General features: G+C 43.8%; 17 protein-coding genes. 12 read left to right on the top strand and 5 right to left on the bottom strand.

The window, feature by feature from the left end:
- Positions 1-124 precede the first annotated feature (124 nt).
- The gene (locus TPSD3_RS09000; protein ID WP_086488438.1) at positions 125-979 is read left to right on the top strand and encodes a symmetrical bis(5'-nucleosyl)-tetraphosphatase; all 855 of its coding nucleotides are present in this window, start codon (positions 125-127) and stop codon (positions 977-979) included.
- Between the two features lie 75 nt (positions 980-1054).
- On the opposite strand, the gene gshB is transcribed toward TPSD3_RS09000, so the two are convergent.
- Positions 1055-2005, bottom strand: a complete 951-nt coding sequence (gshB, locus tag TPSD3_RS09005; RefSeq protein WP_086488210.1) for a glutathione synthase — start codon at positions 2003-2005, stop codon at positions 1055-1057.
- Positions 2006-2365: 360 nt separating this feature from the next.
- On the opposite strand from gshB, the gene TPSD3_RS09010 reads away from it, so the two are divergent.
- The 4 genes from TPSD3_RS09010 to murD all read left to right on the top strand — a co-directional run bounded on the left by TPSD3_RS09010 (position 2366) and on the right by murD (position 7727).
- Positions 2366-5377: a DUF349 domain-containing protein gene (locus TPSD3_RS09010; RefSeq protein WP_086488211.1), complete on the top strand. Its 3012-nt coding sequence runs from the start codon at positions 2366-2368 to the stop codon at positions 5375-5377.
- Entirely contained in the window at positions 5377-5970 is a 594-nt protein-coding gene (locus tag TPSD3_RS09015; protein WP_086488212.1) for a phosphoheptose isomerase, read from the top strand. Before TPSD3_RS09010 ends, TPSD3_RS09015 begins: the two co-directional genes overlap by 1 nt.
- A 120-nt stretch (positions 5971-6090) precedes the next feature.
- Entirely contained in the window at positions 6091-6264 is a 174-nt protein-coding gene (locus TPSD3_RS17520; protein WP_176329804.1) for a hypothetical protein, read from the top strand.
- Positions 6265-6341: 77 nt separating this feature from the next.
- The gene (gene murD, locus TPSD3_RS09020) at positions 6342-7727 is read left to right on the top strand and encodes a UDP-N-acetylmuramoyl-L-alanine--D-glutamate ligase (protein ID WP_086488213.1); all 1386 of its coding nucleotides are present in this window, start codon (positions 6342-6344) and stop codon (positions 7725-7727) included.
- A gap of 612 nt (positions 7728-8339) precedes the next feature.
- Here the strand turns inward: murD and TPSD3_RS09025 are convergent.
- Both TPSD3_RS09025 and lgt read right to left on the bottom strand, forming a co-directional pair.
- Entirely contained in the window at positions 8340-9401 is a 1062-nt protein-coding gene (locus TPSD3_RS09025; RefSeq protein WP_086488214.1) for a hypothetical protein, read from the bottom strand.
- A gap of 112 nt (positions 9402-9513) precedes the next feature.
- Complete coding sequence (gene lgt / locus TPSD3_RS09030) at positions 9514-10308, bottom strand: prolipoprotein diacylglyceryl transferase (RefSeq protein ID WP_086488215.1); 795 nt, start codon at positions 10306-10308, stop codon at positions 9514-9516.
- Positions 10309-10339: 31 nt separating this feature from the next.
- Between lgt and TPSD3_RS09035 the strand changes: the two genes are divergently transcribed.
- The gene (locus TPSD3_RS09035) at positions 10340-10975 is read left to right on the top strand and encodes a FecR family protein (protein ID WP_086488216.1); all 636 of its coding nucleotides are present in this window, start codon (positions 10340-10342) and stop codon (positions 10973-10975) included.
- 125 nt (positions 10976-11100) lie between these two features.
- Positions 11101-11388, top strand: coding sequence for a hypothetical protein (locus TPSD3_RS09040; RefSeq protein ID WP_086488217.1), 288 nt, complete (start codon positions 11101-11103; stop codon positions 11386-11388).
- 32 nt (positions 11389-11420) lie between these two features.
- On the opposite strand, the gene TPSD3_RS09045 is transcribed toward TPSD3_RS09040, so the two are convergent.
- A complete protein-coding gene (locus tag TPSD3_RS09045; RefSeq protein ID WP_086488218.1) occupies positions 11421-12068 on the bottom strand; it encodes a class I SAM-dependent methyltransferase in 648 nt (215 codons plus the stop codon).
- 34 nt (positions 12069-12102) lie between these two features.
- Positions 12103-13332 (bottom strand): BtaA family protein, encoded by a 1230-nt coding sequence (locus TPSD3_RS09050; RefSeq protein WP_086488219.1) that lies wholly within the window; start codon positions 13330-13332, stop codon positions 12103-12105.
- A gap of 347 nt (positions 13333-13679) precedes the next feature.
- Here TPSD3_RS09050 and nifB point away from each other — a divergent pair, with 347 nt between their 5' ends.
- The 5 genes from nifB (at position 13680) to TPSD3_RS09075 (ending at position 17835) form a co-directional block, all read left to right on the top strand.
- Positions 13680-15197, top strand: coding sequence for a nitrogenase cofactor biosynthesis protein NifB (gene nifB, locus TPSD3_RS09055; protein WP_217884410.1), 1518 nt, complete (start codon positions 13680-13682; stop codon positions 15195-15197).
- Positions 15198-15279: 82 nt separating this feature from the next.
- Complete coding sequence (locus TPSD3_RS09060; RefSeq protein ID WP_176329805.1) at positions 15280-15822, top strand: NifB/NifX family molybdenum-iron cluster-binding protein; 543 nt, start codon at positions 15280-15282, stop codon at positions 15820-15822.
- Between the two features lie 27 nt (positions 15823-15849).
- Complete coding sequence (locus tag TPSD3_RS09065) at positions 15850-16128, top strand: 4Fe-4S dicluster domain-containing protein (protein WP_086488222.1); 279 nt, start codon at positions 15850-15852, stop codon at positions 16126-16128.
- 1 nt (position 16129) lies between these two features.
- Complete coding sequence (locus TPSD3_RS09070) at positions 16130-16561, top strand: ArsC/Spx/MgsR family protein (protein ID WP_086488223.1); 432 nt, start codon at positions 16130-16132, stop codon at positions 16559-16561.
- Complete coding sequence (locus TPSD3_RS09075; RefSeq protein WP_086488224.1) at positions 16558-17835, top strand: FprA family A-type flavoprotein; 1278 nt, start codon at positions 16558-16560, stop codon at positions 17833-17835. Before TPSD3_RS09070 ends, TPSD3_RS09075 begins: the two co-directional genes overlap by 4 nt.
- The last annotated feature ends 1 nt before the right edge of the window (position 17836 follow it).

Consider the following 17836-nt stretch of genomic DNA (forward strand, 5'->3'; position numbering starts at 1 on the left):
TATCCTTCCCAAAACAACAGCCAAACCCAGTGCTTTTGTGCTATTTTTAAAGAATCACCCCAACCAAAAACCGACGTTGAGCCTATTTATCATTCCGTCCGTCAAACAAAATGAGTTAATGTTTATGCCCACTTACGCTATTGGTGATGTACAAGGTTGTTACGACGACCTGAGACGCTTACTTGATGCCATTCGCTACGATCCGTCCACAGATATTTTATGGTCAGCGGGCGATATTGTGAACCGTGGGCAGCAGTCTCTGGAAGTATTGCGATTTTTTTATGACTTGAAACATCAAGCCGTAGTGGTATTGGGAAATCACGAATTGCATTTATTAACAGTGGCTTATGCGTTTCCTGAGCGAATGCGTCCGGGAGATACGTTGACTCCTATTTTAAACGCGCCTGATAGAGAAGAATTATTAACTTGGTTGCGTCACTGTCCGTTTTTACACCATGACCATTATTTAGGGTTTACATTGGTTCATGCGGGATTTCCGCCGCAATGGGATTTATTACAAGCTTGTCGTTGTGCTTCGGAGCTGGAAGACGAATTGCGGGGGCAAGATTATCCGCTCTTACTGCGGCATATTTACGGTGACAGTCCGCGAGAATGGCGAGAAGATTTAACGGGTTGGGATCGTTTGCGTTTTATCAGTAATTGTTTTACTCGAATTCGCTATTGCACCCCAAACGGGGAATTATCCATGAAAAACAAAGGAAAACCTCGTTTAGACCATATTTATGCGGCGAATGAGGAGCGGCCGTGGTTTATGTTACCGCAGCGTGCCAGTCAAAAATTACAAATTATTTTTGGACACTGGTCAACATTGGGTTTTTATGCCGATGCGAAAAATGGAATTTATGGCATGGACAGTGGCTGTTTATGGGGCGGAGAATTGACGGCGATGCGTTTGGAAGATAAACAAGTTTTTCAAGTAAAATGTCAGCGCAAACGTGCGCCCCACAAGCATTCGTAATGATGCCTTGTGTCTGAATCAGAATTTTTTAAAGAAGATAAGTACCCCATTAAAATTCTGATTCAGACAAAACCATTAATGACAATTTTTTGCTAAAAAATCAATCAATTCTCCCGCAATATCTAACTGATAAATTCGTTCTAATTCTCGAATTCCTGTGGGACTGGTGACATTAATTTCTGTTAAATAATCCCCAATCACATCCAAACCCACAAAAAATAAACCCCGTCGCTGCAATTCAGGTGCAACTTGCTCACAAATCCAATAATCTCGTTCGGTTAAAGCCACGCCTTCTCCGCGCGCGCCTACGGCTAAATTGCCACGAAATTCTCCTTGTGCGGGAATTCGTGCCAAAGCGTAAGGAATCGGCTTACCATTAATTAACAAAATGCGTTTATCTCCATATTCTAAAATATCAGGAATATAACGCTGTGCCATAACAAAACGTTGTTCTTGTTGGGTAATGGTTTCAATAATCACACGGGTATTTAAATCACCTAATTGCAAGCGAAAAACAGAACTGCCTCCCATGGCATCCAAAGGTTTAAGCACGATTTGTTGATGGGTTTGTAAAAATTGCTGTAATTGGCTGGCTTGACGAGTGACTAATGTCGGCGGACAACACTGAGGAAACCAAGTGGTATATAACTTTTCATTGGCATCGCGTAAACTTTGCGGCTTATTCACCACAAAAACGCCTGCTTTTTCCGCTTGTTCTAATAAATAAGTGGCAATAATATATTCCATATTAAAAGGTGGGTCTTTGCGCATTAATACGCAATGTAACGCACTTAATGGTTGACAAATACTTTCGCCTAATTCAAACCAATGATCAACCTGATCATATACCGTAATAGGGCGCATTTTTCCCCATACTTGTGTCTCTTGTAAAAATAAATCGGAAACTGTTAAATACCACAATGTCCAACCGCGGGATTGTGCGGCTAATAACATGGCAAAACTGCTGTCTTTATAAACTTTAATGTGCGCAATATCATCCATGATCATGCCAAGTGTTAAGTTCATTGGTATTAAATTCCTTTTATAAAAGGTTGCAAGTTAAAGTCACAAGTGAGTGGTAGGGAAAAATTCCACATGAGTCGCTGTGATTTTATCATGAGAAAAATGTAGCATGTGACTTAATGGCGAAACAATTGTTAATTAACCATGCGACAACCTCTTTAATCCCCTTGCAATATCCTGTATCCTATGCCGATGCACTGCGTTTTTATTATATCCCCATAATACCTGCCCATCGGGCTAGTCGAAACTGCGCGAATGCGCTGATGGTTTCGGTGACTGTTGGGACTCCTTAGGTTGCGCGCCAAATCACTTTCCAACGGGTGTAACCCTTCTGGTAATTCAGTTGAACGGATGGCCTAAATCATGATTTTTTCCAAGTTAAAAGGCTTTAAAGAGCCAAAAACAGCCAATTGGCAACACCCCGATGCCGATGTTCGTCGTGCCGCGGTAGACAGCATTACAGATGAAAATATTTTAAAACAAATAATCACTACCGATAGTGATTCACTTGTGCGACGCGCCGCGATACAAAAACTCAGCGATCTTGATGTTTTACACAACCTACATCAACAAGACAACGATGCAGAGATTCGGGAATGTGCGCTACGTCGTGCCGTACAATTATTGTCCGCAACGAAAGAATCCACGTCGCTGGCTGAACGGCTGGCGTGGGTCAAACAAACGGATAATACCAAGCTGTTAGAACAGTTGGCACTCAAGGCACAAGCCTCAGAATTACGTTTAGCCGCCATTGAGAAAATTGAACGAGAAGCCTTATTGGGTGATGTGGCGAGTCAAGATGCTGTGCCGGCGTTGCGCTTGGCTGCGGTTGAGAAAATTCAACAAAAATCTACACTTGAGCGAGTTTACAAAGCAACCCGCAGCAGCGATAAACAAGTAAGTCGCATCGCTAAAGAAAAGTTAGATCGTCTGATTGAACAAGAACAACGCCCGCTCAAAATCCAATCCGAAGGAGAGGCGATTTGTAAACGTTTAGAAGTATTAGGACGCGGGAAAGCCGCTTGGTCGCAAGAACAATTAGAATTTTCCCAATTACAACAGCGTTGGCAAGCGATTGCAAATGAAGCACAAAAACCGTTAATTGACCGTTATCAACAGGCTGAATCCGCCTTTTTATCCGCTTGGCACGATCACGAAATCGCACAACGACAACAACAAGAACAATTACAAGCCCTTGATTCACAACGCGCAGGTAAGCATGATCTGTGTCAATATGCGACGGCAACACTAGAAGAATTGACCAAACTACGCGATACTGCACTTCCGTGTGACATTGCAGATTATTTTGCGCGATTGGACACATGGCAAGCACGTTGGCATGAATTACCTGCGTTGTCTGACAGCAAAGAGGAAAAACAGTGGCAACAGCGTTTTGAACAAACGTTGACGGCAATTCGTCGTCTGCTTGGGCAGCGGGAAAAAGCTGAACAACTGAATTATGCTTTGCGTAAACTCTGCGAAAAAGCAGAAAATGCCCTGACTCGTCCTGTTAAATCTTCTAAAATCAAAGAGTTAAAAGACGCTTGGCAATCGCTGGCTATTCCTACAACTGAGGCGGGATTACTTCAAGAAAATGCCATTCGTTTTCAAAATGCGTTACAGCAATTAGAACAGCATGTGGCACAACAAGCCACTCAGCGCGATCAATGGGTGCAGCAATTAACCGCTGAATTGCAAAATTTGGAAAACGCCTTAGAAAAAGGCGAATTGCACACGGCCATTGATCTGGAAAAAAACAGTATTGATTTGCTCAGTAAGATTACAGGATTACCCACTGCGCAGTACAAAACCTTAGAGGCTCGTTTACACGAGTCGGTGACCAAAATTCGAGAATGGCGCAGTTGGGAAAATTGGGGTGTACTCAATGAACGTAAGTTATTGTGTGAACAAGCAGAACAGTTGTTAGCACAGGGCGCAGATGATCCAGAAAAAACTGCACATTCCATTCGTAAAATGCAAGAAGAATGGAAAAAATTGGGCAGTATCAGCAATTCTCAGGGATTATGGAAGCGTTTTAACGAAGCCTGTAATAAAGCCTATGATAGCTGTCAGGTTTACTTTGATCAGCAAGCCCAACAACGCCAAGCCAATTTGCAAGCCAAGAGACAATTGTGTCAATCTTTAGAAGATTTCATGGCACAAATTAATTGGGATAAACCGAATTGGCGGGAAATGAACCAATATTTACATGCTTTTAAGAAAGAGTGGCACAATATTGGCGCAACAGATCGTAAAGATCGCAAACCGTTAAAAGAATGTTACGATAAATTAGCGGGGCAATTAGAACGTAAATTAAATGCGGAATATGCCGCAAATAAAGCCCTACGTGAACGCTTAATTCAAGAAGCTGAAGCTGCACAAAAAATGGAAGATACCGCGGCAGCAATTGAATTAACCAAAGCCATTCAAAATCGCTGGAAAGTCACTGTTCCCGGTCAGCGTAAAATGGAACATCAATTGTGGGAGCGGTTTCGTAAAACTTGTGATGTGGTTTTTGATCGGTCGAAACATGAAAAAGAAGCCCGCAAAATCGCAGAAGAACAAGAGAAAAATGCCCGCACTCAGAAATTGCAACAGTGCGCCGCGTTGTGCGAGGAGGTTGAGCAATTGCTGGGTCTCAACGGCAGTGATTTGGCGGATGCCTTGATGCGTTTAAAGGAATTTCAAGCCAAATGGCGCGACATCAGCAACCTGTACGCGTCCGAAGCAAAGGCTTTAGATAAACGGTTTTATGCGGCGTGTCATCAGGTGAAATTAAAAGCCCAATTGCAATTACTCACTGAAGATCAAATGCAATTAAAATTATTAGCCGAAAAAGCCGCCTTATGTCATGAATTAGAAATGGCAACGCACAAGGGAATGCTGACCCCAGAACCAATGGAAATGATCCAGTCTCGTTGGTCGCAAAGTCCTGTTTTAGAAAACATGTCACATCAGGCGTTAATGCAACAGCGTTTTGAACAAGCCCTATCGGGTATTATTCCTATTTCGCCAGAGGCGAAAAAAGCCAGAGAATTATTATGTTTGCGCTTAGAGATTTTGGCAAATATAGAATCGCCCCCAGAGCAATCTCAATTGCGTTTGTCTTTAAAAGTGGCGCAATTGTCCGATGCCTTGTCTGGGGCAACTTCCGCAAAAGATAAAGTCTCTGAACTTCAATCATTAGAGCAAGAATGGTATTTAACGCCTGCTTGCGGAGGAGATGATGCGGAAGGCTTAGAAAATCGCTTTTCTCACGCTAAAGCGGCATTAATTCATTTGATTTTAAATCCGCCGTCGTCCTCTAAAAAAGAGGAAAATGCCAAAGACGCAAAAACATCTGGCAATGCGACTTCACAAGGTGACATGAAGTAATGAATACGCTTGATCATGTCAAGGCTCTTTTTGTAGAAAGTATTGCAGTAAAAACGGAGGCGTTGCCGGTGTTGGCCGCGCCTATTGTGCGGGCGAGTCAGCAATTACACGCTTGTTTGCAAGCGGGTGGTAAAATTTTGGCGTGTGGCAATGGGGGATCGGCGGCGGATGCGCAGCATTTTAGCTCAGAATTGCTCAATCGTTTTGAAGTCAATCGACGCGGATTGGCGGCTATTGCGCTGACAACGGACAGTTCTACACTCACCTCCATTGCCAACGACGACGCTTACACGCGAATTTTTGCACGACAAGTGGAAGCATTAGGACGCGCAGGTGATATATTACTGGCGATTTCCACCAGCGGCGATTCACCAAATGTAGTGCAAGCAATCCAAAGTGCGCATACACTCGGTATATCAGTCATTGCGCTAACAGGAAAAAATGGCGGTATCATCGCAAATGTATTGCAGGAAACGGACTGCGAATTGCGCGTGCCTTCGATGCGGACAGCAAGAATACAAGAAGTGCATATTCTTTTAATTCACTGTCTGTGCAGTCTGTTGGATGAGTCCGTTCAACACAGCGGAAACTGACGCAATAATATCGCCACGGGGTCTTATTCTCAAAAAACGCGCAAAAAATGCCATTTTCTCTTGTTTTCTCTCCCCGATGGCACTTAGAAACGAGAGAAACCACCTAAAGAGGAGTCCATCATGACCACAGAAACTCAAGAAATCACTCCCACCAATTCCCATACTCCCCCAACAAGCCCGCATCTTAACAGTGCGAATGTGGTGAAAGCGTGGGAGAGTTTTTTATTTGTTTTATTGATGGGGGGCGGATTATTAGCCTTAGCAATTTATGGATTGCGATCAGCGTTGTTTTAATATTTTCTCTGCTTTTCTCAGTCTTTTTTCTCAACTTTTGATTCTTATTTATACTTATTTTTTTAGGCTTTATTTTCATGAGTCATCATACTGCGTTACCTGTTGATTTTTTTTCTGCTTTTACCGTTGTGTTAGGGATGGGAATAACGGGATTGGCGAGTGCGCGCTTTTTAGCCCAGCACGGGCAACGGGTTTATGTCATGGATAATCGAGAACAACCGCCTTATTTGGCGCAATGTCAGGCTTTGCAGACGGTTTTTCCACAACAATTGTTTTATAAAACAGGGAGTTTTGATAGCGAAATACTTTGTCGCGCCGAACAAGTCGTTATCAGTCCGGGTTTATCTTTGACGCGCGCTGAGTTTGCTGCCGCGCAGCAATTAGGTATTCCATTTATCAGTGAAATTGAATTATTTGCGCGCCATGCCAATGCGCCTGTTGTGGCGATTACAGGATCGAATGGTAAAAGTACGGTCACGACGTTGGTGGGAGAAATGGCAGCTCAAGCGGGTTGGCACGTGCGGGTGGGGGGGAATTTAGGTACGCCTGCCTTGGAATTGTTGACTCATCCCGCGCCTGATTTATACGTGTTGGAATTGTCGAGTTTTCAGTTGGAAACGACTTATTCTTTAAAAACAGCGGCTTCCGTCGTGTTAAATATTTCAGAAGATCACATGGATCGTTATGACAGTTTGCACGCTTACGCACAAGCCAAAGCCAGAATTTATCAACACAGCCGTATTAACGTCATTAATGCGGATGATCCGCAAGTGGTGGCTTTGTTAGACCCTCAACATCAGCATTCTGGTTTTAGTTTACACTGTAATCGTGCGACATTTAGTGTCTGTCATCATCAGGATAAGGTGTGGTTAATTCGTCATTGTGATGAGACTTTGACTTACTTATTGTCTGCTGACGAATTACTTGTGTCGGGCAGTATCATGCAAGCCAATGCGTTAGCGGCGTTGGCTTTGGGCGAAGCGGTGGGAATTCCGTTGGAAGCGATGTTGACGGCGTTGCGGCAATTTCAGGGGCTACCACATCGTTGCCGTTTTGTGAGACGTTATCAACATATTGATTTTTATAATGATTCTAAGGGAACAAATGTGGGAGCGAGTATTGCGGCCATGCAAACTTTGGCGCGTCCGGGGCAAATTGTTTTGATTGCGGGGGGAGATGGCAAAGGGGCGGATTTTAAGCCTTTTGCCGAGGTGGCTGCGACACATTTACGCGCCTGTGTGACATTAGGACGCGACGGGGATCACATTGGGAATTTATTACGTGAGACTATGCCTGTTGTTGCCGTTAATACGATGGCAGAAGCCGTTTTACAAGCGTATCGTCTTGCTCAAGCGGGAGATGCGGTTTTGTTATCGCCAGCGTGTTCTAGTTTAGACATGTTTAATGACTACACACATCGCGGTGATGTATTTACGCAATTGGTGTTGAGTTTAGCGGATTAGTTTTATTCTACACAAAAAAAAGAAGAAACCGAGCCTCTTATCCTGTGAAGTCGGTATCTTCAGCATTGCGGCATCCTTGCCGCCCACATCGCTCTAGCGTTCGATTCTCGCCGATCTTTTTTGTCAAGCATCGCGGCGGAAACATGCACGGGGCATGTGATAAAAATTCTTTTGTATAATTTTCGCTACTTATTTGATTTAATCATATTAAAAAGCGAAATATGAAAAAAGGGCAGAGTTGTGTATCCAGAAAACTCCCCATGGCGTTCGGGCAGGCGCGATGGGGAACTGCGATTACTTCATTTTTTATCATTTTGAGGGCTTTTATGTCTTAAAAAAGCCTTTCTTCTTACAGGTTCAAAGACTGTCGGGCTAAGGCAGTCTTTCTGTGCTTAGGGTCGTTTCTACCGTGAACTTTTCAGAAATCAACCTTCACTGGAGTAAAGTCTAAACCACCTTTGCGATTGTGCCTATTGGAAAGTTTCGGAATCGAAGGTGAGACTTTTTCTGAGTCTGATGGATTTTGTTTTCTCTTCTCCATAAAAACAAAAAAACCGATCCTCACGAATCGGTTTTTTATTTTCCGTCAAAAAGCAAAAAAACGTCTAACGTTTAACGTCTAGGATACAAATTCAATTCTTTTGACAAATACGCCTTCAATTCATCATAAAACACATTGGGGAACGCCTGCGCGTAGCTAAAAGGCTGTGGCGCACCACTGGAATTGCCCGCTTCATTTAAAGTAATATTGACCCGATAAGGCTCGTCAGCCACATCAGCAATGCGGGCGTTTACCGTAATTTCCAGATTTTCATAGACTTTACTTTGTTGTGCGATGGGTTCTCCGGTCACGGCGACGGCGACTGTGCCAATGCGAGATTCGTTAAAAATACGACGAATCATCTGCTCAATTTCCACCAACGCCGTATTTTCCCGCTCAGAACCGACTAATTTAATCGAAAAACGTTTTACTGTAGGCGAGGTTTTCTGCAATTGGACTTCATGCGCAGGATTAACCCGCTCTGGAGCTTCCAAATGGGCAGGATTAACCCATGAGGGCGTTGGCGGTGGGGGCGGCGGGATAACCATTGTGCTGTCCGTTGTGCGCGGTGTAGCAGGCGCGACTGTTTCTGGCGTAATAGTCGGTGCGGGGGTTGTCGGTGCAATCATTGGCGCGGAACGGGGTAACAAATTCAATTCCTTAGACAAATAGTCGCTTAACAACTGCTCAAAAGCCACCGCCTGTTCAGGCAAATAAGAAAAACGCTGGGGTTCGCCTTCTGCTTGCCCAAATTCGCGCAAAGTAATATTAATCGCATAAGGATCATTCGGTTGATCAGCAATACGAGCGTTGATCACAATTTCCAAATTCTCATAAATTTTTTCCCCCGGCATCACGGGTGTGCCACTGCTCACATGCACCGCACGCGTGCCAATACGCGAACGAGCGAATAAATCCCGCACCATGCGTTCAATGCTGAATAACACCTCTCTTTCCCGCTCACTGCCTTCAAGCTTAATCGTGAAACTTTTCACGGTGGGGCTGGTTTTTTGTAGCTGAATTTCGTCGCCAGCGCGCACGCGCAAAGGGGCATCATCGGCGACTAAGGGGGCTGTGGCCGCGAATAAACCCATTCCCATGACCACATAAGCCAAGCGATTACGAATGATCATTGTTGTGCTTCTCCTGTTGTATTTTTACGTTAATCTTTAATGGAACAAAACGATTGCACCCGATATGGGGTTATTTTTGCCACTGTCAATTGCGAAGGAGAGATCACAGCGATCATTTAGCCGCTCGACGGTAGGCCAAAACCATTAAAATCACTCCCGCACCAATCATGGGAATACTCAGCACTTGCCCCATCGTCAGCCAGTCAAAAGCGATAAATCCCAAATGGGCATCAGGCGTGCGGAAAAATTCGGTAAATAATCGCAATACACCATAACCCATTAAAAATAAACCTGAAACCGCCATCATTGGGCGTGGTTTTCTCGAATAAAGCCACAACAGCAGAAACAACACAATACCTTCTGCAAGGGCTTGATATAATTGAGAAGGATGGCGTGCAATATAACCTGCGGCTGGATCGGGAAAAATCATTCCCCACGGTAAATCAGTTGGCCGACCCCACAATTCGCCGTTGATAAAATTACCGATTCGCCCCAAACCTAAAGCGATGGGGATAAGCGGGGCAATAAAATCAGTGATGGCAAAAAAGTGGCATTGTATGCGCCGCGAATAAAGCCAAACGGCCAATAAAACACCAATTAATCCCCCATGAAACGACATTCCACCGCGCCAAACTTGTAAAATATTGAGTGGATGCGCGATATAGCTGGCTAAGTCGTAAAATAACACATAACCCAAACGTCCCCCCAAAATCACCCCCATCGCACAATAGAACAATAAATCACTCAATTGTTCGGTGTTATTCAAGGGAGAATAGGGCGCACGTATACGGCGTAAACCCAGCCACCACGCCAATGTAAAACCAAACAGATACATTAAACCATACCAATGAACCGCTAACGGGCCAATGGAAAATGCAACGGGATCGATGGATGGATAAGTCAACATAATTTTTTGTTCATTTAACGGAGAAAAAAGAGTGGATACAATACATTATGGATTAATTTTGTTATTTTTAGTTTTTTTTAATGCCGTCAGTGCCAATACGCCCTTGGCACACGTCGAAGCCATTCAAGGACGCGCCGCCTATGAGCGCAATGATGTACAACGCCCTTTGATGCTTGGACACGAATTGCTCACAGGTGATTATATCACAAGCAGTCCTGATGGACGGATTTTGCTGCGTTTTTCAGATGGCGGCACGGCCAGAATTGGCCCTAATGCGCGAGTTAAAATTGATTATTTGCAGGTCAAATCTCCGCAGGAAAATAACACCTTAATGGCGGGATTTGAAGTGTTAAAAGGTATTTTTCGTTATTCCAGTGAAAGTACCCACATTGAAGGGCGTGAAGTCAATTTAAAAGCGGGAAGAATTAGCGCAGGCATTCGCGGCACAGATGTTTTTGTTAAAGTGGCTGAAGATAAAGATTGGGTGTGTTTGGTGGAAGGGCAGGTTCAAGTACAAGCAGAAGGAGTGAGTGCCACTTTGAATCGTCCGCGTGAATTTTTCGTTTTTCAACACGATAAAACACAACCTGAAGCCATTTCTATTTTAAACGAAATGGATTTTTATAAATGGTTGACTGATACAGAATTTACCGCATCGTCAAAGTAAGATTTGGTATAAAGTTTGCCTATATCTCATTGCATATAATTTACACTAAAATTCAACAACAACTAATTGAAAAATAAAGTTATTTTTTCTAAATTAAGTGTTGCAAAAATGGAAAATTAACTGCAATGAGACCCTGTAAACCGTATTTAGGCACGAATATCATCGAAGTGAGTTTTATCTTAATGAGTTTAGGATTATTCACTTTAATTTTAATTCCTGCAACCATTGCCACGCCGCCGGTGTCTTTTATCAAAACAAACACACCGACCCCTACCTTACGTCAGGAATCGGTGTTATTTCCTACCCAAACAAAGACACCCCTCTCCACAAAAATAGATGAACAATGTTTGCAAGTGGCTTTATGTCGGGTAGAGCAAGAAAAACCTGTGCTTCTCTATTTAGATTTACCGTAAAGAATTCATAGCGATGAAGCTATTTTTCCCTATTATATCGTTTTGCGAAAACGCGCAATAAAAGCGTAATGTCCACCCAAACTGGTGACGTGTAATTGACCGGCACCTTCTCGCGCTCTTTTTTCTAAATAAGGCAATAATTCAGGCTGATGATGCACGCCAAATAAATCTAACCACCACACCAACAAATGCCGAAACCAACGCGGTAAATCGCGTTGATCAGAAAAATCGACAATATACAACTCTCCACCGGGTTTAGTATTCGCCAATCCAGCTTCCAACGCCGCTTGCCAACAGGGAATCATGGATAAGGTATAAGAAAAAAAGACGCGATCAAAACCTTGATTTAAACCAAAATCTTTTTGATAATCAAATTGTTCTGCCAATCCCTGTTTTAACCGAATACGGGATTGATAGCCGCCTTTTTCGACCTTCAACTGTGCGGTGCGCAACATTTCGTGCGACGCATCAATGCCATACCAAGCCGTTTGCGGATAACGTTGGGCTAATTTGATCAAATTGCGTGCCGTGCCACATCCCATTTCTAACACGTGTTGTCCCGGTGTAATGGTCATGGTATTGATCAAGGTATCTCGACCAAATAAATAGTATTTGCGCGTGGCATCATAAATGTAACGTTGATAACGATACATGCGATCCATGACATCGGTTTGATTCATTATTCATCATCTCTCTGCACGTGAAAACCACTTTTTAATGATTGGCTTTATGATAAACGTGAAAACCACCATAAATCGCCGAGCGATCTTGTTCAAATAAACGCGCTGAATTTGCTTGTTCATAAACAAATTTTTCGCGCAATGCGGGCGGTAATGCCGTTTCAATGGGCGATTCGGGTGACGCGGTGCGGAAAATAATCCGCGTACCGGGTTTACCCACGCGAGCGATCTCTTGCCACAACGCGGTGATCACGGCTGGCGGCATCCAATCTTGTGAATCCAGCAAAACAAAGCGATCTAAGCTGTGACTGGGCTGGTTACGTAGAAAATCGATCAGCGAGGTGATGTGAGTATCCACTCGGTTTACGTTGGCTTTTAACACATCGTAATGTTCTGCTTTCAAATAATCGGGTAAAGCCTGACCATTTTCTGTGTCGTAATGTAGGCTTAATGCTTGCCATGCAAAATAATTATTTTGAATGGGAAATTGACAAAATAAACGTTTCGCCCGCTGACGATATAAATGGATTAAATTGCCACCTGATTCTTCTTTCATATAACGGTATTGTTGCGGCGGAATGCCCAAGCTAAATACCGAGAAAGAAAGATTCCCCACCATTTTGACAAACCAATGTTCAAAAAAAGGCGCGATTTCTTGTTGAAAAATCGCTTCTTGTTCGGCTAAGGTTTTCGCTTGCAGTAATTTTTTCGTATCGGATTTGGCCAGACGCGCAATAAAATGCAAAAAACGCACGAAATAACCAAAACGCGCATAACGATAAAGATTTTTACCAAAATAACCAATACGCCGCTGGCCAATCCATGCGCCACTTTCCCAAAAATGACGAGTATTTTCATCTAAATGTGGCTTAATATAACGGTCGTAATTTTCAATATTATGGGCTTTATCCGCATGCGCAAAAAAGTCAAAAAAAGCTGCATGATCAGGTAGATGTGTCAATGCTGCTAATTTCAAACGGGTTAAGTACATGTGATATTGATTTAAATCAACAGCAATAATTTGTGCGGGCTGTACTTTGAGATAGTTTAAAATATTGCATCCTCCAGAAGCGATAGTTAAAACTCGACTTTCTGGTGTTAATGCAAGGGCTTCTAAATCTACTTTGGGGTCTTCCCAAATTTGGTTGTACACAAAACCATTAAACCAAAAACTAAACATTCTTTGCAGCAAGCCTTGACGACTCATCAGGGCATCTTGATGGACTGCATTCTTCAACAGTTCGCTTGATGAAACGGCATTCATAACCCATATCCTTGAATAATAAGAAAAAATAGCCCGTGATTTGACTATAGTTATTTTTTACGTCAACAGGGGATTCAGCATAGCAAGGATTTGTGACTTAACCGTTAAATCTTTGTTGGTGTGGATTGAAAAATGAAGAATACGCTAATTTAGCGTCTCTAAATCCCCCTCCCCAAGCTGTAACGTTGGACACAATGCCACCACAAATCTCTGTTGTATTTGCTACAAATTGACGGTTTTTTATAAAAAAATCATTTAAAAACAATCCATTATAAAGGTGGAATAAACCTTGCTGAATGGTTTATTGCAAAACCCTGCAATGCCATTTTTGTCACGAGGATTGTGTGATGATGGAATTACCACTACTAGGGCAAACACCGCCCACAGCCAAAACCGGCGGTTGTTCGGCCAGTTCATGCGGCAGTACGGATGATCAATTGAATCATCTGCCCGAACATATCCGGGCGAAAGTCCATAACCACCCCTGTTATTCAGAAGAAGCACATCACTATTATGCGCGTATGCACGTTGCCGTTGCGCCTGCGTGTAATATTCAATGTCATTATTGTAATCGTAAATATGACTGTGCCAATGAATCGCGTCCCGGAGTGGTGTCTGAACTGCTTACGCCCGCGCAAGCGATTAAGAAAACCCTAGCCGTTGCTGCGACCATTCCACAAATGACCGTGCTGGGCATCGCAGGCCCCGGCGATCCACTCGCCAACCCTGAACGCACTTTTGCCACTTTCCGCGCTTTGTCAGAACAAGCCCCAGACATTAAATTGTGTGTCTCAACCAATGGTCTGGCTTTGCCTGAATGCGTCGATGAATTGGCAAAACATAATATTGATCATGTCACTATTACCATTAATTGTATTGATCCAGAAATTGGCGCACAAATTTACCCGTGGATTTTTTGGAAAAATCGCCGAATTCGAGGCATTAAAGCCGCTGAAATTTTAATCGAACAGCAACAAAAAGGCTTAGAAATGCTCACGGCGCGCGGCATTTTAGTTAAGGTTAATTCAGTGATGATTCCGGGCATTAATGACGTGCATTTAGCCGAAGTCAGTAAAGTGGTCAAAGCGAAAGGCGCATTTTTACATAATGTCATGCCTTTGATCGCTGAAGCAGAACACGGCACTTTCTACGGAATTATGGGACAACGTGGCCCAACGGCCTCAGAACTCAAGGCCTTACAAGATTCTTGTGAAGGCGACATGAATATGATGCGCCATTGTCGTCAATGTCGTGCGGATGCGGTGGGTTTATTGGGCGAAGATCGCGGCTCAGAATTTACATTAGATAAAATTGAAGCGATGGAAATTGATTACGCCTCAGCCATGAAACAACGCGCTGAAATTCATGCTCAAATTGAAGCCGATTTAGCCGCGAAAAAAGCCGAGAAAAATAAACCGCAATTAATCCAATTAGACGCAGTAAAAGCCACCTTATCGCGCAAACAATATCGCCCGGTATTAATGGCCGTTGCGACGCAAGGCGGTGGCATTATTAATCAGCATTTTGGTCATGCCAAAGAGTTTTTAGTCTATGAAGTCTCCAGAGACGGCATCAAAATGACGGGACATCGTAAGACTGATTTATACTGCACGGGCGGCGACACTTGTGGCGATGCGGAAACCACGCTACAGAAAATTATCCGTTCTTTGGAAGGCTGCGAAGTGGTATTGTGTTCTAAAATTGGTTACGAACCATGGGGACAATTGGAAGCCGCAGGCATCCAACCCAATGGCGAACATCCCATGGAACCCATTGAAGATGCCTTAATGGCCGTGTATGAAGACATGTTGGCCGCGGGTAAACTCGCTACCCAAACCGACAACATGCGCCAAGCACGGGCTTAATTTTGTCATCCGTATGCGAGGAGTGGACATTAAATTGTTTTACTCTTCGCACCGTCGAACTTCAGATTTTTTAGGTGATCTCATGATGAATTGGTTGTCATCCGCGCTTGTTTCTCGTGCCAAAAACCCTTGTTCATCTTGTCTAACAGATTCATCAGGGGATTATCCGCAATCCGTACCAACGTATTGCTTACGCTATCAACAGCCTTATCGCACTGTATTAATGGCTGTCGCACATCGTTCTGAGCAGTGTGTAACGCAACGTATTCGATATGATTTTGAAGAGGCCAGTGAATTTCTCATTTACGAGGCCACCTGTCACGAAATTCGTTTGATCGGACGTTGCGAAGCGGCGCGATCTGCGGCGGATGCGCAAACGGCTTTGCGTAAAACAATTGCGGCTTTACAAGGTTGTGATGTGTTACTTTGTGCTTATGTGGATAATGTGACGCGATGCGCTTTGGAACAAGCGGATATTATGGTTAATACAGAATATCCCTTGATCGGCATCGAAGATGCGATTTATCAAATTTATCAACGCATGTTAGCCAGTGGCGATCTGACCACGGAACAAATGCACATCCGTCCGGCGGCCTCTGTGCCTCAACCGATTTATGCGTTTTAACTTGAATGATAGAGGAAGAAAGTTGTCATGGCCTTAACGATTATTGCCTCTTGTGTAAACTGCTGGGCGTGTGAACCTTTGTGTCCTAGCCAAGCCATTTATGAAGCAAAACCCCATTTTCTCATCGACGCAAAAAAATGCAGCGAATGTGACGGCGATTATACCGATCCGCAATGTGCCAGCATTTGTCCCATTGAAGGCGCAATTGTCGATCAATGGGGACAGGCGTTAAATCCACCGGGATCGCTAACGGGCATTCCGCCCGAAAGAATGCAAGCGGCCATGGCCGAATTGCAGGCACATTAATATGGCTCGCGTGGTGTTTTACGAAAAGCCGGGCTGCCATAATAACACCCTTCAAAAACAATGGCTTACGGATTCTGGTCATGAGGTGATTGCGCGTAATCTCTTGACAGAAGCGTGGACAGCCGAGCGTTTACTGCCCTTTTTGGCAGCGCGTCCCGTGTCCGAATGGTTTAATCCGGCCGCGCCTGCGATCAAATCGGGAGAAGTTAATCCCACACAGTTGAGCGCGCAAGAAGCCTTGATATTGTTGATTTTACAACCGTTATTGATTCGTCGTCCGTTGTTGCAGGTGGACAATGAGTATCGACAGGGCTTTGATCCAGAAGAAGTGAAGACTTGGATAGGTTTAAGCGTGCCATCGGAAGATGAGGGAAATACTGATATACAAACTTGTCATAAAACCGTTCCTTGTGCGGAGACGAAACCCTTATGACTGCGCAAGCCCAACGTCCAATAAATGTCGCACAGACTCGTGATGCCGTGCCGATTTCTTCGCGGGTGCATTGGATCGGGGCTTTAGACCCCACTTTACGCACATTTGATATTATTTTAAAAACCGCCAATGGCACCACTTACAACGCTTATTTAGTGCGCGGTCAAGACGGTGTGGCCGTGATTGATACGGTAAAAGAAAAGTTTTCTGATGAATTTTTTCAACGCTTAGAAAGCGTGGCCAATTACGATGACATTCGTGTGATTGTGTTAAATCATTTAGAACCCGATCACACTGGCGCATTACCCGAATTAATGCGTCGTGCGCCCCATGCCCGCCTGTATATTTCCCATAAAGCCCAACGGATGTTAAAAGGTTTATTAAAACAAGAATCTTTTGATTTTACCCCAGTCACGACCAATGACACGGTGAGTTTAGGCGATTGTACATTACGTTTTCTCAATACGCCTTATTTACATTGGCCAGATACCCAATGTACTTATTTAGAAGAAGAAGCCATTTTATTTTCAGGCGATGCTTTTGGTTGTCATTTTTGTGACCCGCGATTATTTAATGATTTAGTCGGTGATTTTCGTTTTTCTTTTGAATATTATTACGCGCATATTATGCGCCCCTTTAGAGAACATGTTTTAGCCGCATTAGAATTAATTGAACCTTTACATTTAAAAATCATTGCGCCCACACATGGGCCGATTTTACGCGATCAACCGGCGCGTTATGTGGCGCGTTTTCGAGAGTTGACCGAACCCCGTTTAAAAAAAGAGAGTACAGACAAGACGTTACTGGTTTTTTATCTCAGCTCTTATGGTAACACAGCAAAAATGGCTGAAGCGGTTTACGCAGGTGCCAGCGAAATCGAAGGCGTGCGCGTGTCCTTATACGATTTAGAAGGCGGCGCGGTCGAACCCTTTGTGGATTTAATCGAAGATGCAGAAGGCATTGCCTTAGGCACGCCGACGATCAACGGCGATGCCACCAAAGCGATGTGGGATTTATTGTCCTCGCTGGTGGTGATCAATTTACAAGGCAAAGTGGGCGCGGTTTTCGGTTCTTACGGCTGGTCGGGCGAAGCGGTGGGCATGTTGGAAGATCGTTTACGCGGTTTAAAAGTGCGGGTGCCGGTGCCGGGCATTCGGGTTAAATTAATTCCTACAGAAGAAGAATTAGAAGCATGTCGCCAATTTGGTCGGCAATTGGCTGAAATTATGACCGATAAACAAAAGCCTAAAGTTATCGATTTTGAAGATTTATAAA

The organism is Thioflexithrix psekupsensis (assembly GCF_002149925.1).
GTDB classification, from domain to species: domain Bacteria; phylum Pseudomonadota; class Gammaproteobacteria; order Beggiatoales; family Beggiatoaceae; genus Thioflexithrix; species Thioflexithrix psekupsensis.

Excerpts from the sequence above, each read along its gene's own strand:
- TPSD3_RS09000 (WP_086488438.1), top strand. The coding sequence starts at position 125 with ATGCCCACTTACGCTATTGGTGATGTACAAGGTTGTTACGACGACCTG.
- gshB (WP_086488210.1), bottom strand. The coding sequence starts at position 2,005 with ATGAACTTAACACTTGGCATGATCATGGATGATATTGCGCACATTAAA.
- TPSD3_RS09010 (WP_086488211.1), top strand. The coding sequence starts at position 2,366 with ATGATTTTTTCCAAGTTAAAAGGCTTTAAAGAGCCAAAAACAGCCAAT.
- TPSD3_RS09015 (WP_086488212.1), top strand. The coding sequence starts at position 5,377 with ATGAATACGCTTGATCATGTCAAGGCTCTTTTTGTAGAAAGTATTGCA.
- TPSD3_RS17520 (WP_176329804.1), top strand. The coding sequence starts at position 6,091 with ATGACCACAGAAACTCAAGAAATCACTCCCACCAATTCCCATACTCCC.
- murD (WP_086488213.1), top strand. The coding sequence starts at position 6,342 with ATGAGTCATCATACTGCGTTACCTGTTGATTTTTTTTCTGCTTTTACC.
- TPSD3_RS09025 (WP_086488214.1), bottom strand. The coding sequence starts at position 9,401 with ATGATCATTCGTAATCGCTTGGCTTATGTGGTCATGGGAATGGGTTTA.
- lgt (WP_086488215.1), bottom strand. The coding sequence starts at position 10,308 with ATGTTGACTTATCCATCCATCGATCCCGTTGCATTTTCCATTGGCCCG.
- TPSD3_RS09040 (WP_086488217.1), top strand. The coding sequence starts at position 11,101 with ATGAGACCCTGTAAACCGTATTTAGGCACGAATATCATCGAAGTGAGT.
- TPSD3_RS09045 (WP_086488218.1), bottom strand. The coding sequence starts at position 12,068 with ATGAATCAAACCGATGTCATGGATCGCATGTATCGTTATCAACGTTAC.
- TPSD3_RS09050 (WP_086488219.1), bottom strand. The coding sequence starts at position 13,332 with ATGAATGCCGTTTCATCAAGCGAACTGTTGAAGAATGCAGTCCATCAA.
- nifB (WP_217884410.1), top strand. The coding sequence starts at position 13,680 with ATGATGGAATTACCACTACTAGGGCAAACACCGCCCACAGCCAAAACC.
- TPSD3_RS09060 (WP_176329805.1), top strand. The coding sequence starts at position 15,280 with ATGATGAATTGGTTGTCATCCGCGCTTGTTTCTCGTGCCAAAAACCCT.
- TPSD3_RS09065 (WP_086488222.1), top strand. The coding sequence starts at position 15,850 with ATGGCCTTAACGATTATTGCCTCTTGTGTAAACTGCTGGGCGTGTGAA.
- TPSD3_RS09070 (WP_086488223.1), top strand. The coding sequence starts at position 16,130 with ATGGCTCGCGTGGTGTTTTACGAAAAGCCGGGCTGCCATAATAACACC.
- TPSD3_RS09075 (WP_086488224.1), top strand. The coding sequence starts at position 16,558 with ATGACTGCGCAAGCCCAACGTCCAATAAATGTCGCACAGACTCGTGAT.